Source organism: Rhizobium sp. WYCCWR10014, from assembly GCF_001657485.1.
In the GTDB taxonomy this organism is placed as follows: domain Bacteria; phylum Pseudomonadota; class Alphaproteobacteria; order Rhizobiales; family Rhizobiaceae; genus Rhizobium.
Genome location: NZ_LXFU01000049.1, coordinates 178,821 through 199,311 on the forward strand (window position 1 = coordinate 178,821; position 20,491 = coordinate 199,311).

The following is a 20,491-nucleotide window of genomic DNA, read 5'->3' on the forward strand; positions in this document are numbered from 1 at the left end:
CAAGGTCGGGCCTGATGCACAAAAAAGAGCGGCGGACCGATCCGGCCCGCCGCTCTTATTATTCAAAGACGCGATCTTACCTGGAGATCAGGCAGCTTCCACCCGCCGCGCGATACTGTTCGCAGAGTGCTGCGGCCTCATCCTTGGAACCGGCCGGTATGCGGACACGGTAGAAAGTACCCTTGCCGGCGATATCGGCCTTGCGGATCTCGTGGCTGCGGCCGCCGAGCACGCCGGCGAATTTCTTCGACAGGTTGGCATAGGATTTGGTCGCCTCGTCTTCCGAAGGCAGCGAGGCGATCTGGATGCCGTAGCCGCCGGCGGATGCGGGCTGCTGCGGCTTTGCGGCGACTGGTGCAGCGGCTGCGACCTCCGTCGTCTTCGGCTGCTGTGCGGTCGGGCGGACATTGCCCTTCTCGGTCACTGTGCCGACGACGTTGACGGGCTGGTCGGCCGGACGGGCGGTCGGAATGGGAGCGGTATCGCCAATCGCCGAGGTCTTGACGGGGCGCACCGGCGGAGCGACCGGGGCGGGATTTGCGGCCTGCGCGTCGGCACTGCCGGCGAGCGGCGGCTGTGCGGGCGCGGTTTCGACGGGCGCTGCAGAACGCGCATCGGCGGAAGCAACCTCGGCGCTTGCCGGGAAGCTTGCGGCCGTTCCACCGACGGGAGGTACAGGCGGGGTCGATTGCGCGGAGGGGGTCGACGGAGCCGTCAACGGCGGCTGAGCCGGCGCCATCGGCTGGGCAGACGGCGTCGCCCGGGCAGACTGTGTCGCCTGGGCAGACGGCGTCGGCTCGTCGACGGCCGCTGATTCTTCGCGGGCGACCAACGTACCGTCAGGCTTGACGATCATCGTGCGGACCTTGCGCGGCGAAACGGACGGCGTCTTGTCGGTGTCGGTTGCCGAAGCGTTATCGGCGTTGTCCTGGTTCGGCAGCAGACGCGGATCCTCCGTCTCACCGACCGCAGTCGGCGTGACCTGATCGTCGACGCTGGCGTTCTCGTCGTCCTCGGGCAGCGATTCCGGTGTCAGCGTGCGCTGGACGACATCGACAGGCGCCTCATCGGAAGAAACGAGCGCCTTCTGCTTCGGCTCTTCGGCAGAACCCGCAACGCGGTCGTAGACGGCCTTATCCTGGTTCGGCACGGTCTTGCCGCCAGGATTTTCTGGAACGACCTTGACCGGCTCCTTGTCGGCGGTGATCACGCGCGGCTCGCCGGACGCGACAATGCCGAGCCCCTCGCCGTTCCAGACGGAGGAATAGACGCCATAACCGACGCCGGCAAAGACCACGAGCACGACGGCCCCGGCAAGCAGCTGGCGCATCGACCGAGCGCGGCTGAAATCGGCGGCCTGGCTTGCCGATTCGATGCGGACCTCAGAGGTCTCGCGGCGCTCGACCGGTTCGCGCACGCTGCGGCGGAAATCTTCCTCCAGCGCCCGTTCGAAATCATCGAGGCCATCGGCGATGGTGGGCTTGACCGGCTTTGCAGCAGCGGCGGCCGTATCCCGGACCGGCGTCGGCGTTTGCCGCGGTTTGGCCGGTTCAAAGAAGCTGGCGATCTCGGCGTCGAGATCGAAATCGAAATCCGCAGATTTCGCGACCGGCGCAGGCTGCTCGACCGGCGGCAGCGCCGGCACGTGCATGTCGTCGACGGCCTCGGGACGATCCTCCGGATCGGAGATCATCGCCGGATCGAATGGCAGGTCTTCGGTCGAGTCGGAGGCAGGCGTCCAGTTGAAAGCCGGAGCCGGAGCTTGAGCCTGCGGCTCGGGAACAAAGGCCGGAGCGGACCGTGCAGGAGCGGCAGCAGCCTGCTCAAAAGCAGGAGCCGGCGGTTCAGGAGCAAAAACCGGAGCGGGCCGAGGAGCGACGGCAGCGACCTGCTGGGGCGCAGGGGCTGGCGGCTCAGGCTGCGGTGCTGGCTCGGACGGCTCGGAGAAATCGAGATCGGTGAGTTCCAGCTCGATACCGGCAAGATCCAGCTCGAAATCATGGCCGGCGAAGGGGTCGTCGGCTTCCGGGGCCGGCTGCGGCGTCGGCGAATATGCCGCTGCGGCAGGCTGAGGCGTAACGACCTCGGCAAGCTGCGGCGCGATCGGTCTTGCGGCTTCGACAGCATAGACCGGGGCCGGCTCGACCGGAGCAGACCGGACGGGTGCTGCGGCGAGCGGTGCGGGCGCGATCACCTCGGACTGAACAAGTGCGGCGACCATGGGGGCGGCCGGAACGGGCGCTGCCTCGATCGATGCGGGCTGCGGCGAGACGGGCGCCTGATTGGCACGTTGCGGCACCGGATAACGCGAGACGTCGGCGAGCAGATCGTCGAGATCGAATGTGCCGGCGGTGTGCGGAACATCCGGCACGACCTCGGTCAGCGCGGCATCGGCCTGGATCTCGCCTTCGATGGCGGCAGCGAGATCGAAACCGGCGTCGGACCCGAAATCCTCCAGCTCTTCCTCGACTTCGACGAATTCTTCGGCCTCGGCGGTCTCTTCCGGCGCGATCACCTCATCATGGCGATCGAGCTCGGCGGGAAAGCCAAGTGACGGAGAAGCGGATTCGAATTCCTCGGAAGGCTCGACAGCGGCGACAAGCGCTGGCGGCTCGGCGACAGATTGAGCCTCGACCACAGGAAGATCGGCGGATGGCGCTTCAGCAACCGGTACGGCGACCGTCTCGGCCACAGGCTCCGGCAAAACAACCGGTTCCTCGCGCCTCGGGGCATGGAAATTGGCAAGCGGCAGCCTGATGCTGGCAGCCGACCATTGCGGCGCCTTGGTGGGCTGCGCCAGCGAAGAGACGGGTGCTGCGCCGATCGACAACTCAAGCTCCTCGATCAGGTCGCGCGCACCGCCGAAAGCCGATTGCACCGACGCGTCGGGCTCGGGAGAAAGCTGCTCCGCCCAGTCGGCGGCAGCTGCGTCCCCATTCCCCGCGGTGGGCAAAGCTTCTTCAGCCTCAACGGCGGCGACGGAAACCGAAACCGGCTCGGGAACTTCGGCGTGTTCGGCAGCCGGAGAAGCATCGAGAACGGGCTCGACGTAATCTTCAGGCGCGAGGTCGTCAGAGATCGGTTCGGCGGGCCGGTCGAGCTCTGCAAGCGGACGTGGCGAATCGTAGCGGTCGAACTCGCGCCCAAGTTCGTCCTCGAGATCGAGGGCGGGCTCGCGGCGTGCGGTCTCCGTCACCGTATTCGCAGCAACACGCGGCTCGAAGCCAACGATCCGGGCCAATTCGGCCAACGGATCATCGTCGGCAAACAGATCGTTTTTTCCGCGCGTATCATACGCAAGTTGTTTATCAGCCATGCCTATTCCCACTCGCAAACGCCAACGCTCAAATGCCAGCGCATTGTGGGGAAATGGTGACGTTATCGCATTTCGTCCGGTGCGGCAGTGCCTGTAATGGCGAGTCCCGACTTCAAAACCGACGCGACGGCGTACACCAGCCCAAGTCTGGCAATACTTGATTCTCGGTTTTTATCATTAACAAATCGTAATTCCGGCTGATCTTTACCTTTGTTCCAGTGCGCGTGGAACGAACTTGCGACGTCGTAGAGGTAAAAAGCGACGCGATGCGGCTCCTGCGACTGGGCCGCCGCCTCGACGATACGGGGGAATTCAGCAAGCTTGGCGACGAGCTGCAATTCGGCCGGATCGCCAATGCCTGCAACGGTTTTCGCGAGATTCTCGGGCGAAACGTCGAGGTCGGGAAAAGCCTCCCTCGCCTGCCGGAAGACCGACATGCAGCGGGCATGCGCATACTGCACGTAAAAAACTGGATTATCTTTCGATTGTTCCGTCACTTTGGCGAAATCGAAGTCGAGCGGTTCGGAATTCTTGCGGTAAAGCATCATAAACCGGACCGAATCACGACCGACTTCTTCGACGACGTCCCGAAGCGTGACGAAATCGCCCGAGCGTTTCGACATCTTCACCGGCTCGCCGTTGCGATAGAGCTTGACGAGCTGGCAGAGCAGCACCGTCAGCTTCGCCTTACCATCCGAAACACCGCGTGCAACCGCTTCCAGGCGCTTGACGTAGCCGCCGTGGTCGGCGCCAAGCACGTAGATCATCTCGTCGAAACCACGGTCGAACTTGTTCTTGAAGTAGGCGACGTCGGCAGCGAAATAGGTGTAGGAGCCGTCCGACTTGATCAGCGGCCGGTCGATATCGTCGCCCACCTCGGTCGAACGGAACAGTGTCTGTTCGCGATCTTCCCAATCCTCGGGAAGCTGGCCCTTCGGCGGCGGCAGCGTGCCCTTGTAGACATAGCCTTTGAAGGTCAAGTCGTTGATCGCCGTGCGGATCGCGGCCGCACCATTGGCATGCAAGGTGCGTTCGGAGAAGAAGACGTCGTGATGGACGTTCAGCGCCGCCAGATCGTCGCGGATCATCACCATCATCGCATCGATCGTGCGATCCTTGACAATCGGCATCCATTGGTCTTCCGGCATATTGTGCAGCCGCACGCCGTAATCGGCGGCAAGCGACTGGCCGACAGGCACGAGATAGTCGCCGGGATAGAGACCCGAGGGGATTTCGCCGATCTTTTCGCCGAGCGCTTCGCGATAGCGCAGGAAGACGGAACGGGCGAGCACGTCGATCTGCGAGCCGGCATCGTTGATGTAATATTCCTTCTCGACGCCGTAACCCGCAAAAGCGAGCAGGTTGGCGAGCGCGTCGCCGACGACGGCGCCACGGCAATGGCCGACATGCATCGGGCCGGTCGGATTGGCCGAGACATATTCGACATTGACCTTCTTGCCCTCTCCGAGCGTCGAGCGGCCGTAATCGGTACCGGCGCCGATCATCGAGGCGAGCAGCCGCTGCCAGTAGCCGACGGCGAGACGGATGTTGATGAAGCCCGGACCCGCGACCGAGACATCGGCGACGTCGGCATCCTCCTTGAGCTTGGCGATGATGACGTCGGCCAGCGCGCGCGGATTGGTTCCGAGCGGTTTTGCCAGCACCATTGCGGCATTGGTCGCGACATCGCCATGGCTCGCGTCACGCGGCGGCTCGACGGTGATGCGGCCGAAATCGAGCTCGGATCGCTTTTCCCTGACCAGATCGATCTGTTCAAGGGCGGTTTTGATCCTGGCTTCGAAGTCGGTAAAAAGGTTCATCGCACTCTTCCATGCATAGGCTGTGCCAAAGGCTCAAATCGGCCCTCAGCGTGGGCGACCGCTGCCTATCGCAAATCCGGAGTGTGGTCAAACAGCCGCCTGTGGGCGCTGATCGCATAGGTATCGGTCATGCCGGCGAGATAATCGCCGACATGGCGGGCCTTCGGCGCATCCGACAGACCGGCGATATGATCGACCCAGTAGTGGCTCTGCATCTCCTTGGGATTGGCCATGTAGGCGGCAAAGAGATCGGTGACGATCTGGGCGGCACCGGCTCGGATGCGCATGATATCGGGATTGCGGTAGATGCGCTTGAAGAGCATGGCCTTGATCTGCCTGTCGGTCTCGGCCATCCCCTCGGAAAAGGTGGCAATAACCCGGTCGGCAGCGCGGATGTCGGCCGCATTCTCAGGGCGGAGGAGCGACAGGCGCTGCTGTGCCACACCAATCACGTCTTCGACCATGCGGGTAATCTGGCGGCGCATGATCTCATGGGTGAAACGGCTCGGCTCCAGATGCGGATATCGCGCCCGCACCTCGGCCATCAGCCCGGCAAGAAACGGGATTTCCTCCAGCATGTCGAAAGTCAGGTACCCGGAGCGCAGGCCATCGTCGATATCGTGGGTATTATAGGCGATGTCGTCGGCGATCGCCGCCATCTGGGCCTCAAGGCTGGCATAGGTCGCAAGCTCGAGATCGTGCAGCTCGCAATAATCGAGGATCGGCTGCGGAACGGGACCGCGGGTGCCTACTCCATCAGCCGTCAGAAGCGGGCCATTGTGCTTGACGAGACCTTCGAGGCTTTCCCAGGTCAGGTTGATGCCGTCGAATTCGGCATAACGCCTCTCCAGTTTGGTCACGATGCGCAGCGATTGGGCATTGTGGTCAAAGCCGCCATAGGGCAGCAGCACCTCGTGCAACGCGTCCTCGCCGGTATGACCGAACGGCGTATGGCCGAAATCATGCACGAGCGCCACGCCTTCGGCCAGATCCTCGTCGAGCTTCAGGGCGCGGGCAAGCGCGCGGGCGATCTGCGCCACCTCGATCGTATGCGTCAGCCGGGTGCGGTAATGATCGCCATCCTGGGCGATGAAGACCTGGGTCTTGTGCTTCAGCCGGCGGAAGGCGGTGGTGTGGACGATGCGGTCGCGGTCGCGCTGGAAATCGGAGCGCGTCGGGCTTTCGTCCTCCGGATAGAGCCGCCCGCGCGTCGTCCAGGGGTCGGCCGCATAAACCGCCCTCTCACTGCTGCCGAAACCCAAAGCACGCGTATCGATCGTCATTCTTCACCATCATCCTGCATGTTGCCGCATCTGCCCATTGACGCCGCCTAACGCTCTTCATACCTATAGCCTGATGAAACGGCAAAGAGGCACTTTCTTAACCGCTTCGGCGCTTCATCGCCTTTTCGCAGATATCATGGTAAGTTTCTTTGATATCAGGCATTTGAACATTCAAGTGCCAAAACCCATTCTCTCCGGATCTTGACCCCGGCAGGAGGAAACATGACGGATACGAGTGTAACCCTTTCAGATGCCGCGGCAAAGCGTATCGCTACGATCGTCGGCGCCGAAGCCGGCAAGAGCGCCTTGCGCGTTTCCGTCGAAGGCGGCGGCTGTTCGGGCTTTTCCTACAAGTTCGATCTTGCCGACAGCGCTGACGACGACGACATCATCGTCGAAAAGAACGATGCCAAGGTGCTGATCGACAGCCTTTCGCTTGTCTATATGGCGGGCTCGGAGATCGACTTCGTCGACAATCTGCTTGGCCAGTCCTTCCAGATCAAGAACCCGAATGCGGTGGCAAGCTGCGGTTGCGGCACCAGTTTCTCGATCTGAACGTCTAGACGCACATACTCACCATCAAACCGGCCGAAGAATTCCTTCCGGCCGGTTTATCGTCTTGTCCGGCGGCGAAAGACCGCGATAAAAGAAGCGCACTAAAGCGCGCCGGATCGACAGTGATTCATGCGGTGCGCTTTAGCTCTTTGTTTTTATGCCTGTCGTCTCCCAGACCCGCTGCACACTTCTGGGCGACATGCATTATACGGAACGGGACAGAGCCATGAAGATCGCGACCTGGAACATCAACGGCGTCAAGGCGCGCATCGACAATCTCACGCAGTGGCTGAAGGATTCCGATCCGGATATCGTCTGCCTGCAGGAGATCAAGACGGTCGACGAAGGTTTCCCGCGGCTGGAGATCGAGGCGCTCGGCTATCATGTCGAGACGCACGGCCAGAAGGGCTTCAATGGCGTCGCGATCCTCTCCAAGAATTCACCTTTCGAAGTGAACCGCGGTCTGCCCGGCGATCCGCTGGACGAACAGGCGCGTTTCCTCGAAGCGGCGTTCACCCTGTCCGACTCGAGAATCCTGCGCGTCTGCTGCATCTACCTGCCCAATGGCAATCCTGTCGAAACGGAGAAATATCCCTACAAGCTCGCCTGGATGGAGCGCCTGCAGACGTTCGCCGCCGAACGGCTGGCCTATGAGGAGATGCTGATCCTTGCCGGCGATTACAACGTCATCCCGGAACCGCACGACTGCTTCGATCCCAGGGTCTGGGAAAACGATGCACTGTTTCTGCCGCAGACACGGGAGGCGTTCCGCAGGCTCGAAAATCTCGGCCTGACGGATGCTGTGCGCGCGACGACGGATGCGACGCAGTTCTATTCCTTCTGGGATTATCAGGCCGGCGCCTGGCCGAAGAACAACGGCATCCGCATCGACCATCTGCTGCTGTCGCCGGAAGCTGCCGACCGGATGACGTCGGCTGCGATCGAAAAACATGTGCGGGCCTGGGAAAAGCCGTCCGACCACGTGCCTGTCATCGCCTATTTCGATTTCGTGAGCTGAGGCTTTCCGCCGACAGCTTCACGCCTCCGAATAAACGTGGGCGCTTAGTCGTCGGTACCGCTCGCGATGGTGTGCGACAGCGATACCGCCGTGCGGCGGTCGGCCTCGTTGGCAACCGAGAAGGCCTGCTCCTGCAGCGCTTCCATCCAGCCGCAGTCCTTGGGCTTGCAGCGGTCGAGCGCTGCCGTCATCAGCGCCAGACCGCGGGCCGTCTGGCCTTCGTCGAACAGGATATTGCCGAAGACCGCCATGGCGCCGGGATGGCCGCTCTTGCGGGCCTGGTTCAGCCATTTCTTCGCCTGCTGCGGGCTGGCATTGCCGCCCTCGCCGGCCAGCATCATCTGCGCCAGTTGGAACTGCGCCTCGGGAACGCCAAAGGTGGAGGCCACCTGAAAATAAAGCTGGCGCGCCTGGCTGAGGTCGATCCTGACCGGACTGCCGGCAATGCCGTGCCTGTAGTAACTGGCGAGCGAGAGCAGCGCGTTGACGAAGAAGCCCGTGTCTTCCGAACCGGGTTCGACGCCCTGCTGGGCGATCTCGCTGTAGATCTTGAAGGCTTCGAAATCATCCTGCGTGACACCGTCGCCATCGGCATACATATTGGCAAGCGCCCAGCGCGAGCCGGTGTGCCCCTTTTCGGCAGCGTATTTGTAGGCTTCGACCGCCTCTTCCTTCTGGCCGTTCTTATAGGCCTTGAAGCCGAACTTGAAGAGATCGAAGGGTCCGGATTCCTTGCTGACGCCACCTTTGATGTCGAATGCGCGGCACGGACCGGACAGCGCCAGCGCTACGGCTATAGACATGCCCATCAGCATGAATTTGAACAGTTTGAACTCGGACGTCACCATTTCAACCGATTTCTTTCGTTCATCCCAGGCAGGCGGCAACGGCGCTCATGCCGTGCATCCCGCGGATGTATTCCTTCGAGGCGAGCGATCCCGCGGCGAGCTCCATGGCTCCTTTGCCCGCGTCGCATCCAGCCCACTGGCCTTTTCTCAAAGGCGGTATTCTCAGCACATCCTTCAGAACCACCCGGCTCCCGGCATGGCCCGACTGCAATCTCCGTGGCACTCTTTCGGCAGGTGCGGCATCCGCCTTCCCGCCTCTATCGCATTCGTAAACAGTAAATGTGACGAAACCAGTATCGACATTTCCGGCAAAGCCGGGCTGCTCAGGTGAGCGGGTCGAAAATAACGACAATGAATAAGTCGACGACCGCATTGCGAGGCCGGATCGGCGGCTGGAACAGCCTTGTTCGGAAAGCGAAACGACCGCAATCAAACGATTGTCGCCAATCGCGCCGTACGACCTGATGTTACCGGAAAAAAATCGACCCATACTACTATTTACACGCACCGTATGCCTGCCATCACCTCGCCCGCAAATAGCGCTGCGCCCTCTTTGTGGCGGGAAATGGACAAATTGGCCTCACCATCACCATACGCCAAACGTCGTAAAAATGTGTTGCTGAATCGTCACAAATCGGGACCGGGAAATGGCATGATTAACGGGCGCAAATAAAGAAGAGCCCGGCAGTGCCGGGCTCCTCAATTCTTCAAATGGGAGAATTAGAACTTGATCTTTAGGCTCGTCGACAGCGCAGCGACCAGATCGTTGTCAAAGGAGTAGGAGACATCATCTCCATACGTGACCCCATTCTGGGTCACAACGCCGGACGAACCGCTCGTCAACACGCCCACCGCACCGGCAACGCGCCATTCGATATGTTCGGTCGGCGTGAAGGCTGCACCGAGACCCAGCGTCCAGCTATCGGTCTGCGCGCCATAGCCCTGGCTGGTGCCGCGATCCCAGGTGAGGCTGACTGCACCTGCCCACTGTTCGTTGAATTTGTGGCCAACACCACCGGAGATCGTCCAACCGTCCTGGTAAAGAAGGTCGAGCGACGTCAACTCCGTCGCACCGCCGGAGGTACAGGCGACTAAGCCCTTGGTCGACTTTGGGCAGAAAGGCACGGACTGCAGGACACTCCAGTTGGTCCACTTAACCGATCCGAAGGCGAGCCAATCCGGAGCGATACCGCTTTGCAACTTAAGCTCAAGCGAATCCGGCGCTTCGGCAGAGCCGAAGACGTCCGTGACCCTTCCATAGGGAGCGCCATTCAGCGGCGCAAACGGTGCAGTCACCTGCGTCAGATCCACCGTACCGGTCAGATTGTCGTATTTTACGCGGCTGTTATAGACGAGGCTCGCTCGCATTGCATATTCGGGAATCTCGTAGGCGAGACCGGCGCGCCAGCCCCAGCCACTATCTTCGAGATCGAGGCGGCCGACGCCGTTGCCGGTACCGACCAGAAGCGGAACGGTTGAAACCAGACGTTCCTTGAAGCCTTCGACTTCCTGATAGAAAGCGCCGCCGATGACGCGAAGCTGCCCCGGGCCGACATCAAAACGATAGGAGCAGGTGCCGCCATAGTTGCGGGTTTTGATCTCTGTCTCAATGTTATTGTTGGCACCGGCCCAGTTCAGACCGGGGGCGGTATGCCCGCCGAAGGGCTCTGAATAGTCGACCAGGCAGTCGATTGCATCGCCAAAACCAGCCTTAAAGCCGATATAAGGGATGGCGTAATTTGAGGTATCGTCAGCGGTGTTTGGACGGCTGTTCAGATTGCCACCGCCAGGAGCTGTCGACGTATCCGTGTCACGGACGTCTTTCAGCTTGCGCTGCGGCGTGACGTAGGTGACGCCCGATTGAAACGAGAAAGGCGACGTATCGAACAGCTGATCGATGTTATAGCCGCCACGCTCCAGGCCGCCGGCGAAGGACGGCGATGCAAGCGACGAAAAAAGAACGAGCGACGTTACGCCCTTGGAAAACATACGCGATGCCATTGTGTCTCCCCCACTACAGCAGTTGATGTGACGACACAGTGTAAGTGTTCGCCGGAAATGGCAACGCGCCCCACGGCAGCGCCTCTAACCATTGCGACTGTCAATTTACGTAAAGAAATTGACGGACACGTCAAAAAACCTGGTTAATAAAATTATATTCCAGGCTTATCGACTTTCAGGTGGGCTTTTGGGTTTTCATTCCAAACATTGCAGAAGCTGTATCAATCCAACAACAGTGGTAGTTTTCGCCCACTGGATGCCCATTCAGCCACAATCCACAGGCTCCGCGCCTGAAACCAGCCGTTTTCAGGACCGAATCGCATGTGCCCAGAACGACAAAAGACGCGCCGGCAGAGGGCGCGTCTTTGAAATAACTTACCAAAATGGGCCGGTGAAACTTACCCGGCTTCGCTCACCCTGGAAAGAGCGATCCTCAGGCTCGCGATCTGACCCTTCAGTTCCTCGAGGCGATCACGCTCGGCCTCGACCACTTCGGGATTGGCATTGGCGACGAACTTCTCGTTGGAGAGCTTGCCGTCGATGCGGGAGATCTCGCCCTCCATCTTGGCAATCGCCTTTTCGAGACGTGCCTTTTCGGCGGAAAGGTCGATCAGCTTGCCGAGCGGCAGGCAGATGGTGGCCTCGGCGATGACGATCTGAGCGGCACCCTTGGGCGCATCGTCAGCCAGCGATATCGCCTCGACGCGCGCAAGGCGCTTGATGGCGGCGTCGTGGCGGAACAGCCGTTCACGCGTCAGATTGTTGGCCTTGACGACGACGAGCGGGGCCGTCGCCGATGGCGGCACATTCATTTCAGCGCGCACCGAGCGAATACCGGAAACCAGGTCGATCAGCCAGTTGATCTCGTCGGCGGCCCCGTCATCGGCATAGGACGGCGCCGGCCATTCGGCGTGGCAGACCAATGTGTCGCGCTCTTTGCCTTCGCCTGCCGTATGGGCCCAAAGCTCTTCGGTCATGAAGGGCATGAAGGGATGCAGCAGCTTGTAGATCTCTTCGAGAATATAAGCGCTGCAGGCCTGGGCTTCGGCCTTGGCGCCCTCGTCCTCACCATTGAAGACCGGCTTCAACAGTTCGAGATACCAGTCGCAGACCTCGTTCCAGACGAAGCGGTAGAGCGCGCCGGCAGCATCGTTGAAGCGGAAGGCTTCGATGGCTTCCGTAACGTCACGTTCCGTAAGGGCAAGTTCCGTCAGGATCCAGCGATTGATGGTGAGTTCGGCGGCCTCGGGCACGAAATGCGGGTCGCTCTTGGCGCCGTTCATCTCGGCGAAGCGTGTGGCGTTCCAGAGCTTGGTGCCGAAATTGCGGTAGCCGGCGATGCGGGCCGGATCGAGCTTCACGTCGCGGCCCTGCGCCGCCATGATCGCCAGGGTGAACCGCAGCGCGTCGGCGCCGTATTCGTCGATCAGTTCCAAGGGGTCGATGACGTTGCCCTTCGACTTCGACATCTTCTGCCCGTTCTTGTCGCGCACCAGCGCGTGAACATAGACGGTCTGGAAGGGCTCGACAGGTTCGCCATCCTCGTCCTTCATGAAGTGCAGGCCCATCATCATCATGCGGGCAACCCAGAAGAAGATGATGTCGAAGCCGGTGACAAGGACGTTGGTCGGGTAATAACGTGCCAGCTCCGGCGTCTCGTCCGGCCAGCCGAGCGTCGAGAAGGGCCAGAGTGCTGAGGAGAACCAGGTGTCGAGCACGTCCTCGTCACGCGTCAGGATCTCGCCCGGCTTGAAGTTTTCGAGCAGGTCCTCGACATAGGCCTTCATCGGCCCCTCATGCGAGAGATAATGCTGGATCGCCGCCTGCAGCGCTTCTTCCTCGGTCTTTTCGACGAAGACCTGGCCGTCCGGGCCGTACCAGGCGGGAATCTGGTGGCCCCACCAGAGCTGACGGGAAACACACCAGGGCTGGATGTTTTCCATCCATTCGTAATAGGTCTTATCCCAGCTCTTCGGCACCATCCTCGTGCGGCCTTCACGGACCGAAGCGATCGCCGGCTCGGCGAGCGTCTTGGCGTCGACATACCATTGTTCGGTCAGCCGCGGTTCGATCGGCACGCCGCCGCGGTCGCCGTGCGGAACCATGTGCTTGTGCGGTTCGATCTTGTCGAGAAGGCCGGCCTCTTCGAAAATCTCGACGATGACCTTGCGCGCATAGAAGCGGTCCTGCCCTTCCAGGCGGTCCCAGGCACCATGCAGCGCCGCCGGATTATCGAGACCTTCGAGGAAATCCTCATTGTCCTTGATGGTGATCGTGCCGTCGATATTCAGGATGTTGATTGAGCGCAGGCCAGCCCGCTTGCCGACGTCAAAGTCGTTGAAGTCATGCGCCGGCGTGATCTTGACGGCACCGGTACCTGCCGTCGGATCGGCGTAGCTGTCAGCAACGACCGGAATGCGGCGGCCGACGATCGGCAGGATGACATGCTTGCCGATGATCAACTTGTAACGCTCGTCCTCCGGATTGACGGCAACACCTGTATCACCCAGCATCGTTTCCGGACGCGTGGTGGCAACGACCAGATAGTCGCGCGTTTCCCATTCGGTCGGCTTGCCTTCCTCGTCGAAAGCGATCGGGTACTGGTAGGTGACACCCGGCTCGAGCGGATAACGAAGATGCCAGAGATTACCCTTGATCTCGTGCTGTTCGACTTCAAGGTCGGAGATCGCCGTCAGCAGCTTCGGATCCCAGTTGACGAGGCGCTTGTCCTTGTAGATCAGCCCTTCTTTGTAGAGCGTGACGAAAACTTCGAGAACGGCCTTCGATAGGCCTTCGTCCATGGTGAAGCGTTCACGCGACCAGTCGCATGATGCACCCAGACGCTTCAGCTGGTTGAAGATCAGGCCGCCCGATTCGCCCTTCCATTCCCAGACCTTGTCGATGAAAGCTTCTCGGCCCATGTCGCGGCGGCCCGGCAGTTGCTGCTCCATCAGCTTGCGTTCGACGACCATCTGCGTGGCGATGCCGGCGTGATCCATGCCCGGCTGCCAGAGCACATCCTTGCCGCGCATGCGCTCGAAGCGGACCAGTATGTCCTGCAGCGTGTTGTTGAGCGCATGGCCCATGTGCAGCGAACCGGTGACGTTCGGCGGCGGGATCACGATGGTAAAGGTCTCGGCCCCGGGCCTGGCGTTCGCGCCGGCACGGAAGGCATCCGCCTCGTCCCATATCGCGGCGATTTTCGGTTCGACGGCGGCGGAATCATAGGTCTTGTCGAGCATTTTCTGACCAATTTCGAGGTTCGAGGGTGGCGTTTGTAAATAGGATGGTCACGGCCAAGTCAATAAAAAAGCCGCCCCGGAGACCGGAGCGGCTTTTCAGGAAAAAGCAATCCGATCAGCGGCGCGGGCCGCGCGCCACGCGCTCGATTTCCTCGCGCACCAACCGCTCGACCAGTGTCGGCAGATTATCATCAAGCCATTCGCGCAGCATCGGGCGCAGCATGTCCTCTGCGATCTCGTCCAGCGACCGGCGCTCCGCGCCGTCGATTGCCGCGGCGAGCTCCTCGAAAGAGCGGCTGATCTGCAGGCCGGCATCCTCCGAAAGCAGCGTCGGCTGGACCTCGTCCATAACGCTCGGCAGGAACCGCTCGGTCGACGACTGAGTGGGTTCCATAGCCGGCAGCGCTGTTTCGACGGCAGGCGCAGGCTCGGCGACGGCAGCTCTTTGCGTTTCCGCGAACACCGGCTCGGCCGGCTGCTGGATCGCAACATGCTGAATGGACGCCGCGGCATCCGGGAAAACAGGCTGTGGCGGCTGCGGCTGCGGTGCCGCGGCGCGCGGCGGCTCCGGCATCACGGCCGGCTGCGGTTCGGGCTGACGGAAGCCGCTCGGAATTTCACGCAGGGCCTGACCGGCCTGCACGGCGCTGCGCTCGGAGGCGGCGCGCACACGGGCGGCGACATCGGCAAGCGACAGAGCGCGCGCCGGAACTTCTGCTTCGGGAGCTGTGCCGGCCGAATTGGCGGCGACGAAACGCGGATCGGAGGAGCGCATTACCGGTTCGGGGAATTCCACGCCGGTATAGGTGTCGTCGACCGTCAAATGTATTTCGGAGCCGTTGTCATCCTCGTCGGCGCCGTAGACCGGCGGCAGGGATGCGGAAATCGCCTTGCCGGCGCCGGGCTCATTGCTTTCGATGATCTGGCGGATGGAGGCCAGAATTTCTTCCATGGACGGTTCACGCGCTACACTTGGCTGAGCCATTTCTATCCCCGTTATCCCAAAACAACGACCGGATGGTGTGGAGCATTCATCCGAATCACCACGACCTTAGAATACCCCAGGCGTGAAAAAAATCATCGCGAATCAAATGAATGCGGCCATGCACAGTTTTGTTACCTGATGTTAGCCACGCGCAAAGCCTGTCGCGATTTTGCGGCGGAAACATGCAGAAACAGAAAGTTGAGGTCGCATCAAATCCATCCGGTCTGGCGTGGCGACGTCAGGCTAGATGATGTTTGTGAAGGCTTTCCAGCGGCGTTGACAAAAAACGGGCGCCAATGGCGCCCGTTGCTGAATGTCATCGACAAGAACGATGTCAGAAAACGAATTCGCGTGCCTTGGTGAAACCCGGCAGCGGCTTGACCGAGGCATTGAAGAAGACGTTTTCCGAAATGGCGCCGCGCTCGGCGACGAAGACCTTGGCACGGGCGGCATTGCCGTAACCTTCGACGGTGATCAGGCGACCACCATCGCGCAATTGACCGAGAAGGGCCGCCGGAACCTCTTCGACTGCGCCGTTGATGAAGATCAGATCATAGGGAGCGCCGGCAGCGTAGCCCTGTTCGAGCGGGCCGGTCACGACCTCGACCTTGGCGTAGCCGGCAAGCTGCGCCTTCGCTTCAGCGGCCAGCGTCTCGTCGCACTCGAGCGCGATGACGGAGCCGGCAACGATCGACAGCAGCGCCGAGGTGTAACCCGTACCGCAGCCGACCTCGAGCACGAAGTCGTCTTTGGTAATCGCAGCCAGCTGCAGCAGCTTGGCAAGCGGCGACGCTTCCATAAGGAAGCGGGCCGGCTTTCCCGGTGCGGCTGCGGAGATCTCGACGTCGTTGTCGATATAGGCCAGCAGCTTCGCCTTCTCCGGCACGAAAGCCTCACGCGGCACCGTGAGAAACGCGGTCAGCACGGAATGCGAGGTAACGTCCGTCGTGCGAACCTGGGTATCGACCATCTTTACGCGCGCTGCTTCGAAATCCATCATGTCCTCTCGCTCTTGAAAAGCGGTTCCTGTCCCTCGTCTCTTAATCCCCGCCACCGATGCTTTCAAGGCTTGGCAGACGCCGGCGAAAAGAATCCGGCAGGCGCCTCTTCCGCGCCACAGGGGCAGGATGGACGCTGCAACTCCCGCGTGGAATCTTTTAGCCCTTCATGTTATGATCTGCAGCGGAGGAAATAGGAGGAGCAGGCCATGTCTGCGATTTTCGAGTATTTCACGCTGTTCGATTTCTTCATCGTCGCAGCGCTCGTCGGCATATTCTGCTGCGGGCTACTGGACGGCGAAACGACTTGGAAGCGATAAAGCGTCGAAACGCGCTTAGAGACACTCTGCGTGGCGCTGGCGGCAATCATGCCCGGCGCAGGTCGACATTCTTTCGTTTGCTTTGAAATCCAGCCCCGACAGCCGCACGCGCATTGACGTTACGTCAACCATTTTGTTGCTGCGCCCTCGCCTTCCGCTATGGGTGTGCGCATGCAAACCTTCCTGATCCAATCGCGCGGCATAGAAGCGCTTCACTACACTGCCGATGCCCACCTGCTGCTGATCAAATACAGCAGCGGCGACATTCGCAGCTTCACTCGCATTTCACCGCAAGGCATGCGGCGGCTGCTCGGCGCCGGTCCCGACATCGATGAGGGGCCTGAATTGAGCGATGTGGAATATCAGGCGGAAATCCGCAAGGGCGGCCTGAGTGCGCTCTACCGCCTCACGGGAATCAATCCTTCACAGTTCGATTTTTCGCCCGGCCAGCGGGTCTGGTAGCATTGCAAGCGCCAATGCCGCACCGCTGAGCCACCAGCCTTTCACATAGATTATGTCTTGTGGAAGATGTTTGGAGGCCTCGCCCGGAATTGAACCGGGGTACAAGGATTTGCAGTCCTCTGCGTCACCACTCCGCCACGAGGCCTCACGCGCTCGTTATCTGAGCCGTGGCGAGCGTTTAGAATGATCGTAAGGAAATCGCAAGAGGGCATTTCGGAAAAACGCTATTGCGCGGTTGCCGAGACGACCATTTTTCCATCCCGAAAGGGAGCGGGCGCGGGCTGGAATTTCCGCGGCCGTGACGATGCCCCATTTCCTGCCAATGATGGCATTTGAAACAAATTCTTGACTTGACTTCGATCACCGTCCGGGACTCAATTGCCCGCGGGAGGGTATAGGAGCTTGCGATGGATTGGGCTGCCCTCAAATCGAAGCGCGTGCGTGCGGCATACGACGCCGAAACCCGGGATCTGCATGTAAAGTTCCCTGGTTCTCCGCCGGTAAAACATGCGGATATTCCGCCGCACGTCCACCAGAACCTGCTGGAAACGGATGATCCATACTTCTATTACCAGTACTATATAGCGCCGTCTCGCGTATCACCGGGCCCTCGACAACCGGTCTCCATGGCGTCCTACGCAGTGAAACTCGTCCTCCTCTTTGCCGCCTGCAGCCTGCTAATGACGACCGGGCTCGATCCGGACCATGGCGGAACTTTCGAGGAAAGCGAACTCAGTTCCAACTAGACGCGAATTTGCAACCCCATCTCAGGGCCTGCAACAAGGCGGTTGGTTCCAGCGTCGAAATTGTCGCTTCTGTTCTGATGACGATTGCGGCGATTGTCCCGCTCGCGGTCGTTCCTCCCATCGCGCTCATTCCGGCCGTTGAAATTGCGATAGTTGCGAGGTCCGTTGTAGCTGCCGCCCTGACCGTGGTCGACGACGCAGCCTTCGGGACGGCGACAGATGCCCCGAGCGTCAAAACCGCCGCTGTCTACTTGGGCCTCGGCGGAAATGCCTGAGAGAAGCGCCGCTGCCGACAGGACGACAACAAAGGATACCTTCATTTCCTCACCTGGACCATTGTGACGCAATTTTGCGTTTTACATTCCATAAACCACGAATGCGAAAAGCGACCCACAGTTCCACGCCCTTCTTGCCGATCAGCCAGCCGGCTTTCGCCGCCTGTGCCACCACACCGCCAGCCGCCGCCGAAGCCGGCGCGCAAACGGCAGATCGTGGGAGAGCACGAGGAAGCCGAGCGGCAGCATCCAGAAGCCGAGGATGGGCAGGAAACCCAGCACGCCGCAGAAAATGAGAGCCATGCCGAGAGCCACCCGCGCGATGCGCGAGCGCGGCATGCCGATGCTGAAGGAGCCGAGTACAAGCCTGCCGCTAGCATGATCGATGCCGAAGCGCACTGCCCCTGCCTTACGCCTCTCGCCGCCTCTCGTCTCCTCACGATCATTCACATTTGTCATTCCCCAGAGATGGGCGCAGGCATCCCAAATACAAGTTCATTTCGTTTTTTTGAAAAAACCGCTTGGCAAATCGGGAAAGCGTTTGTATTAGCCCACTCACACCGCGCCAAGCAGTGATCCCTGGTAGCTCAGCGGTAGAGCATTCGACTGTTAATCGACAGGTCGCCGGTTCGAATCCGGCCCGGGGAGCCATTTTTTCAAGTAATCGCCTGTTTCGTTGATAATCCGAAAGCAGGCGTTTTCTTCTCCACTTCCCTCCCCGGTTTTGAGATTGGATTTTTTTCGAAATTGGGGGTCAACAAGTTTTTCCTGTTAATTCCTCTGAATCTTAAATCCGCTACCGATAGCGGATCGCACTGTAGGATTGTCTGTCGCCAAGGTTAAAAGCGTCGGGCCGGTCCATGCAATCGGACTGCCTTTCCCACCTTCTATGGCTACCAATAGCCGTGTACGCGGCGATATAAGAAAAATACGACACGAAGGTTTTGCGGTCGCTCCGATGATCGAGCGCCTCAGAGCGCGTGTCGTACTTATCGTCGTACCCTGGTTATTGCGCCTCCCTCACCTAGCCCTAAATCAGCCCCCCTAATCCTTGCGAAAATTCACGAGGCGCATAAATTCAATCTATCAGATGGCTTTTGCTGGTGACCACGGATGTACTGGCACCCTGCTGATGCAATCAATGAAGGGTCGGCGCGAGCATTCGCCCGACCCTTTCTCATTGCTGTCGCCGACAACAAAAAGGCCTCGCCCGGAGGCGAAGCTGACGCCGGCCGGTGAGGCCGGCGGATCTTATGAGCTACAATCAATTGTATGGAGAATTACAATACGCACGCATCCCAGCCCGAGGGACGTAGGTATTGTCATAAGCGCGGTATGATCGGTAGCGGTCCGCGCACCACTGTACGTGGCGCGAGCCGCCGTAGTTGGCGCGGGGTTGGTTGGCTAGTGCTCCCCCGATAATTGCAGCGGCGCCGAACGCAGCTAGCGGATACCAGTAACCGTCAGAGTGCCGGCGATACCCTGGTCGACGATCCCGGTAACCGCGCTGTCCGTGGTAATAACCGTTGCGATGGCGACGGAGATCACGATTATCGCCGCGATACTGCACCTGATCCACCTGCGAGGTGGCTACGGGAACATTTGGAGTTGCGATGGGAAGAGCGAATGCGGTCGTAAGAGACGTGAAGCTCATACCCACCGCAAGCGAACCGGCGGAGAGTATTTTCGTAATTTTTTTCACGGGTTATTCCTTTCCTAGAGATACGGAAACCCAGCGCGAGACATAAGGTTCCGATACGTGAGGAAGCCGCCGGCTGGTGAGGCCGACGGCGCGCTTGTGGTGGCTTGGTAATTAGTGGCGGCCAGCCGCATCATGCGGCGACAACGGCTGACTGCTGATCGGCCAGGGTGGGCCGATTACAAATTTTTGGCTCCGCCAATAAGCTCCCAGAATTCTCCGAGGCGGTATGTTTTGAACGTCAGCCAGTCCATTCCGGATCCGCGCATTCCGTTGCACTCGCGACAGGCGACCGCCATGTTATCCCGCTTCGTCCAGCCCTTGCGGCGACCGGTCAACAGATGCTCGAGCGTTGCGGCGTCCAGTCGGTTCTGATCCTTGCCGCGAGGCAGGATGACCATGAGGCGGTCAGTAACAACAGCGCCCGCCCTGCTTGTTGAATAGCTCAAGAACCAGAGCTCGCTTCACTCCGGTCTTCATATGGATTCCCGCAGGCGGTGAGACTGCTTCCTTCGATCGTGCGGAATGGGCGGCCAGCCATGTCACCAGCTATAAGTTGGATGTAATAGATTTCTCTTCCGAACGCCGACCGGGGGGGCAATTCACAGGAAGAGCGAATCAACAGACCCCCAATTGGAGGATGAATGGCCGCGCCGATGCAATCAAACGGGCAGTGATAGCCCCCGCTACGTAGCCGAAAGCGGTCTAAGCCGGGCCAATTGACCGTTGAGGGAAACCTACTAAGGGTCTATAAAGCTTTTCGATAGGTCGTTGCAGAACGCCGGTTTCGTACTGTCATCGGAAGGCGCTGAAATTATGGGCTCCCGAAACGCCGCGCGCAACAGATGACGGTCAATCTTTTTCCGAAATGGATGTAAGACCGCACCCCCCTCCTCTTGGCTTACTTTGTCCTGATGAACCGC

General features: G+C 60.2%; 17 protein-coding genes and 2 tRNA genes. 5 read left to right on the plus strand and 14 right to left on the minus strand.

The window, feature by feature from the left end:
• Positions 1 to 76: 76 nt before the first annotated feature.
• The 3 genes from A6U98_RS28580 to A6U98_RS28590 all read right to left on the minus strand — a co-directional run bounded on the left by A6U98_RS28580 (position 77) and on the right by A6U98_RS28590 (position 6,419).
• Complete coding sequence (locus A6U98_RS28580) at positions 77 to 3,316, minus strand: SPOR domain-containing protein (RefSeq protein WP_245304583.1); 3,240 nt, start codon at positions 3,314 to 3,316, stop codon at positions 77 to 79.
• Between the two features lie 62 nt (positions 3,317 to 3,378).
• Complete coding sequence (gene argS, locus A6U98_RS28585) at positions 3,379 to 5,136, minus strand: arginine--tRNA ligase (protein WP_064654305.1); 1,758 nt, start codon at positions 5,134 to 5,136, stop codon at positions 3,379 to 3,381.
• 65 nt (positions 5,137 to 5,201) lie between these two features.
• Positions 5,202 to 6,419: a deoxyguanosinetriphosphate triphosphohydrolase gene (locus A6U98_RS28590; RefSeq protein WP_064654306.1), complete on the minus strand. Its 1,218-nt coding sequence runs from the start codon at positions 6,417 to 6,419 to the stop codon at positions 5,202 to 5,204.
• Positions 6,420 to 6,641: 222 nt separating this feature from the next.
• Between A6U98_RS28590 and erpA the strand changes: the two genes are divergently transcribed.
• Both erpA and xth read left to right on the plus strand, forming a co-directional pair.
• Entirely contained in the window at positions 6,642 to 6,974 is a 333-nt protein-coding gene (gene erpA / locus A6U98_RS28595) for an iron-sulfur cluster insertion protein ErpA (RefSeq protein ID WP_029873081.1), read from the plus strand.
• Between the two features lie 226 nt (positions 6,975 to 7,200).
• Positions 7,201 to 7,992, plus strand: a complete 792-nt coding sequence (gene xth / locus A6U98_RS28600; protein ID WP_064654307.1) for an exodeoxyribonuclease III — start codon at positions 7,201 to 7,203, stop codon at positions 7,990 to 7,992.
• Positions 7,993 to 8,036: 44 nt separating this feature from the next.
• Here xth and exoR read toward each other — a convergent pair whose 3' ends face one another.
• The 6 genes from exoR to A6U98_RS28630 all read right to left on the minus strand — a co-directional run bounded on the left by exoR (position 8,037) and on the right by A6U98_RS28630 (position 16,068).
• Positions 8,037 to 8,840: an exopolysaccharide production regulator ExoR gene (exoR, locus tag A6U98_RS28605; RefSeq protein ID WP_011651648.1), complete on the minus strand. Its 804-nt coding sequence runs from the start codon at positions 8,838 to 8,840 to the stop codon at positions 8,037 to 8,039.
• Between the two features lie 19 nt (positions 8,841 to 8,859).
• Complete coding sequence (locus A6U98_RS28610) at positions 8,860 to 9,330, minus strand: hypothetical protein (RefSeq protein WP_064654308.1); 471 nt, start codon at positions 9,328 to 9,330, stop codon at positions 8,860 to 8,862.
• A gap of 230 nt (positions 9,331 to 9,560) precedes the next feature.
• Positions 9,561 to 10,841, minus strand: a complete 1,281-nt coding sequence (locus A6U98_RS28615; RefSeq protein WP_064654309.1) for an OmpP1/FadL family transporter — start codon at positions 10,839 to 10,841, stop codon at positions 9,561 to 9,563.
• 398 nt (positions 10,842 to 11,239) lie between these two features.
• Entirely contained in the window at positions 11,240 to 14,083 is a 2,844-nt protein-coding gene (locus tag A6U98_RS28620; RefSeq protein ID WP_064654310.1) for a valine--tRNA ligase, read from the minus strand.
• 115 nt (positions 14,084 to 14,198) lie between these two features.
• A complete protein-coding gene (locus A6U98_RS28625; RefSeq protein WP_064654311.1) occupies positions 14,199 to 15,068 on the minus strand; it encodes a DUF2497 domain-containing protein in 870 nt (289 codons plus the stop codon).
• Between the two features lie 334 nt (positions 15,069 to 15,402).
• Entirely contained in the window at positions 15,403 to 16,068 is a 666-nt protein-coding gene (locus tag A6U98_RS28630) for a protein-L-isoaspartate O-methyltransferase (RefSeq protein WP_197496453.1), read from the minus strand.
• Positions 16,069 to 16,545: 477 nt separating this feature from the next.
• Between A6U98_RS28630 and A6U98_RS28635 the strand changes: the two genes are divergently transcribed.
• Positions 16,546 to 16,848, plus strand: coding sequence for a hypothetical protein (locus A6U98_RS28635; RefSeq protein ID WP_064654313.1), 303 nt, complete (start codon positions 16,546 to 16,548; stop codon positions 16,846 to 16,848).
• Positions 16,849 to 16,919: 71 nt separating this feature from the next.
• On the opposite strand, the gene A6U98_RS28640 is transcribed toward A6U98_RS28635, so the two are convergent.
• A tRNA-Cys gene (locus A6U98_RS28640) sits at positions 16,920 to 16,993 on the minus strand.
• Positions 16,994 to 17,255: 262 nt separating this feature from the next.
• Between A6U98_RS28640 and A6U98_RS28645 the strand changes: the two genes are divergently transcribed.
• The gene (locus A6U98_RS28645) at positions 17,256 to 17,594 is read left to right on the plus strand and encodes a KTSC domain-containing protein (RefSeq protein WP_064654314.1); all 339 of its coding nucleotides are present in this window, start codon (positions 17,256 to 17,258) and stop codon (positions 17,592 to 17,594) included.
• On the opposite strand, the gene A6U98_RS36395 is transcribed toward A6U98_RS28645, so the two are convergent.
• Both A6U98_RS36395 and A6U98_RS28655 read right to left on the minus strand, forming a co-directional pair.
• On the minus strand, positions 17,591 to 17,914 hold the full coding sequence (locus A6U98_RS36395; RefSeq protein ID WP_082934001.1) for a hypothetical protein: 324 nt from the start codon (positions 17,912 to 17,914) through the stop codon (positions 17,591 to 17,593). The two genes, A6U98_RS28645 and A6U98_RS36395, sit on opposite strands and share 4 nt — an antisense overlap.
• Positions 17,915 to 18,010: 96 nt before the next feature.
• Positions 18,011 to 18,328 carry a hypothetical protein gene (locus tag A6U98_RS28655; RefSeq protein ID WP_064654316.1) on the minus strand — a complete coding sequence of 106 codons (318 nt, stop codon included), beginning with the start codon at positions 18,326 to 18,328 and terminating at the stop codon, positions 18,011 to 18,013.
• Positions 18,329 to 18,445: 117 nt separating this feature from the next.
• On the opposite strand from A6U98_RS28655, the gene A6U98_RS28660 reads away from it, so the two are divergent.
• Positions 18,446 to 18,520 (plus strand) — tRNA-Asn (locus tag A6U98_RS28660).
• A 613-nt stretch (positions 18,521 to 19,133) separates the two neighbouring features.
• Here A6U98_RS28660 and A6U98_RS36400 read toward each other — a convergent pair.
• Both A6U98_RS36400 and A6U98_RS28665 read right to left on the minus strand, forming a co-directional pair.
• Entirely contained in the window at positions 19,134 to 19,523 is a 390-nt protein-coding gene (locus A6U98_RS36400; protein WP_082934003.1) for a BA14K family protein, read from the minus strand.
• 224 nt (positions 19,524 to 19,747) lie between these two features.
• Positions 19,748 to 20,017 (minus strand): HNH endonuclease, encoded by a 270-nt coding sequence (locus A6U98_RS28665; RefSeq protein WP_156667902.1) that lies wholly within the window; start codon positions 20,015 to 20,017, stop codon positions 19,748 to 19,750.
• Positions 20,018 to 20,491 lie beyond the last annotated feature (474 nt).

What these genes read in the sequence shown, in the direction of transcription:
- A6U98_RS36400 (WP_082934003.1), bottom strand. Translation starts at nt 19,523, where the DNA reads ATGAGCTTCACGTCTCTTACGACCGCATTCGCTCTTCCCATCGCAACT.
- A6U98_RS28610 (WP_064654308.1), bottom strand. Translation starts at nt 9,330, where the DNA reads ATGGGTCGATTTTTTTCCGGTAACATCAGGTCGTACGGCGCGATTGGC.
- erpA (WP_029873081.1), top strand. Translation starts at nt 6,642, where the DNA reads ATGACGGATACGAGTGTAACCCTTTCAGATGCCGCGGCAAAGCGTATC.
- exoR (WP_011651648.1), bottom strand. Translation starts at nt 8,840, where the DNA reads ATGGTGACGTCCGAGTTCAAACTGTTCAAATTCATGCTGATGGGCATG.
- A6U98_RS28590 (WP_064654306.1), bottom strand. Translation starts at nt 6,419, where the DNA reads ATGACGATCGATACGCGTGCTTTGGGTTTCGGCAGCAGTGAGAGGGCG.
- A6U98_RS28615 (WP_064654309.1), bottom strand. Translation starts at nt 10,841, where the DNA reads ATGGCATCGCGTATGTTTTCCAAGGGCGTAACGTCGCTCGTTCTTTTT.
- A6U98_RS36395 (WP_082934001.1), bottom strand. Translation starts at nt 17,914, where the DNA reads ATGAAGGTATCCTTTGTTGTCGTCCTGTCGGCAGCGGCGCTTCTCTCA.
- A6U98_RS28655 (WP_064654316.1), bottom strand. Translation starts at nt 18,328, where the DNA reads ATGACAAATGTGAATGATCGTGAGGAGACGAGAGGCGGCGAGAGGCGT.
- A6U98_RS28580 (WP_245304583.1), bottom strand. Translation starts at nt 3,316, where the DNA reads ATGGCTGATAAACAACTTGCGTATGATACGCGCGGAAAAAACGATCTG.
- A6U98_RS28635 (WP_064654313.1), top strand. Translation starts at nt 16,546, where the DNA reads ATGGGTGTGCGCATGCAAACCTTCCTGATCCAATCGCGCGGCATAGAA.
- A6U98_RS28620 (WP_064654310.1), bottom strand. Translation starts at nt 14,083, where the DNA reads ATGCTCGACAAGACCTATGATTCCGCCGCCGTCGAACCGAAAATCGCC.
- A6U98_RS28645 (WP_064654314.1), top strand. Translation starts at nt 17,256, where the DNA reads ATGGATTGGGCTGCCCTCAAATCGAAGCGCGTGCGTGCGGCATACGAC.
- xth (WP_064654307.1), top strand. Translation starts at nt 7,201, where the DNA reads ATGAAGATCGCGACCTGGAACATCAACGGCGTCAAGGCGCGCATCGAC.
- A6U98_RS28630 (WP_197496453.1), bottom strand. Translation starts at nt 16,068, where the DNA reads ATGATGGATTTCGAAGCAGCGCGCGTAAAGATGGTCGATACCCAGGTT.
- A6U98_RS28625 (WP_064654311.1), bottom strand. Translation starts at nt 15,068, where the DNA reads ATGGCTCAGCCAAGTGTAGCGCGTGAACCGTCCATGGAAGAAATTCTG.
- argS (WP_064654305.1), bottom strand. Translation starts at nt 5,136, where the DNA reads ATGAACCTTTTTACCGACTTCGAAGCCAGGATCAAAACCGCCCTTGAA.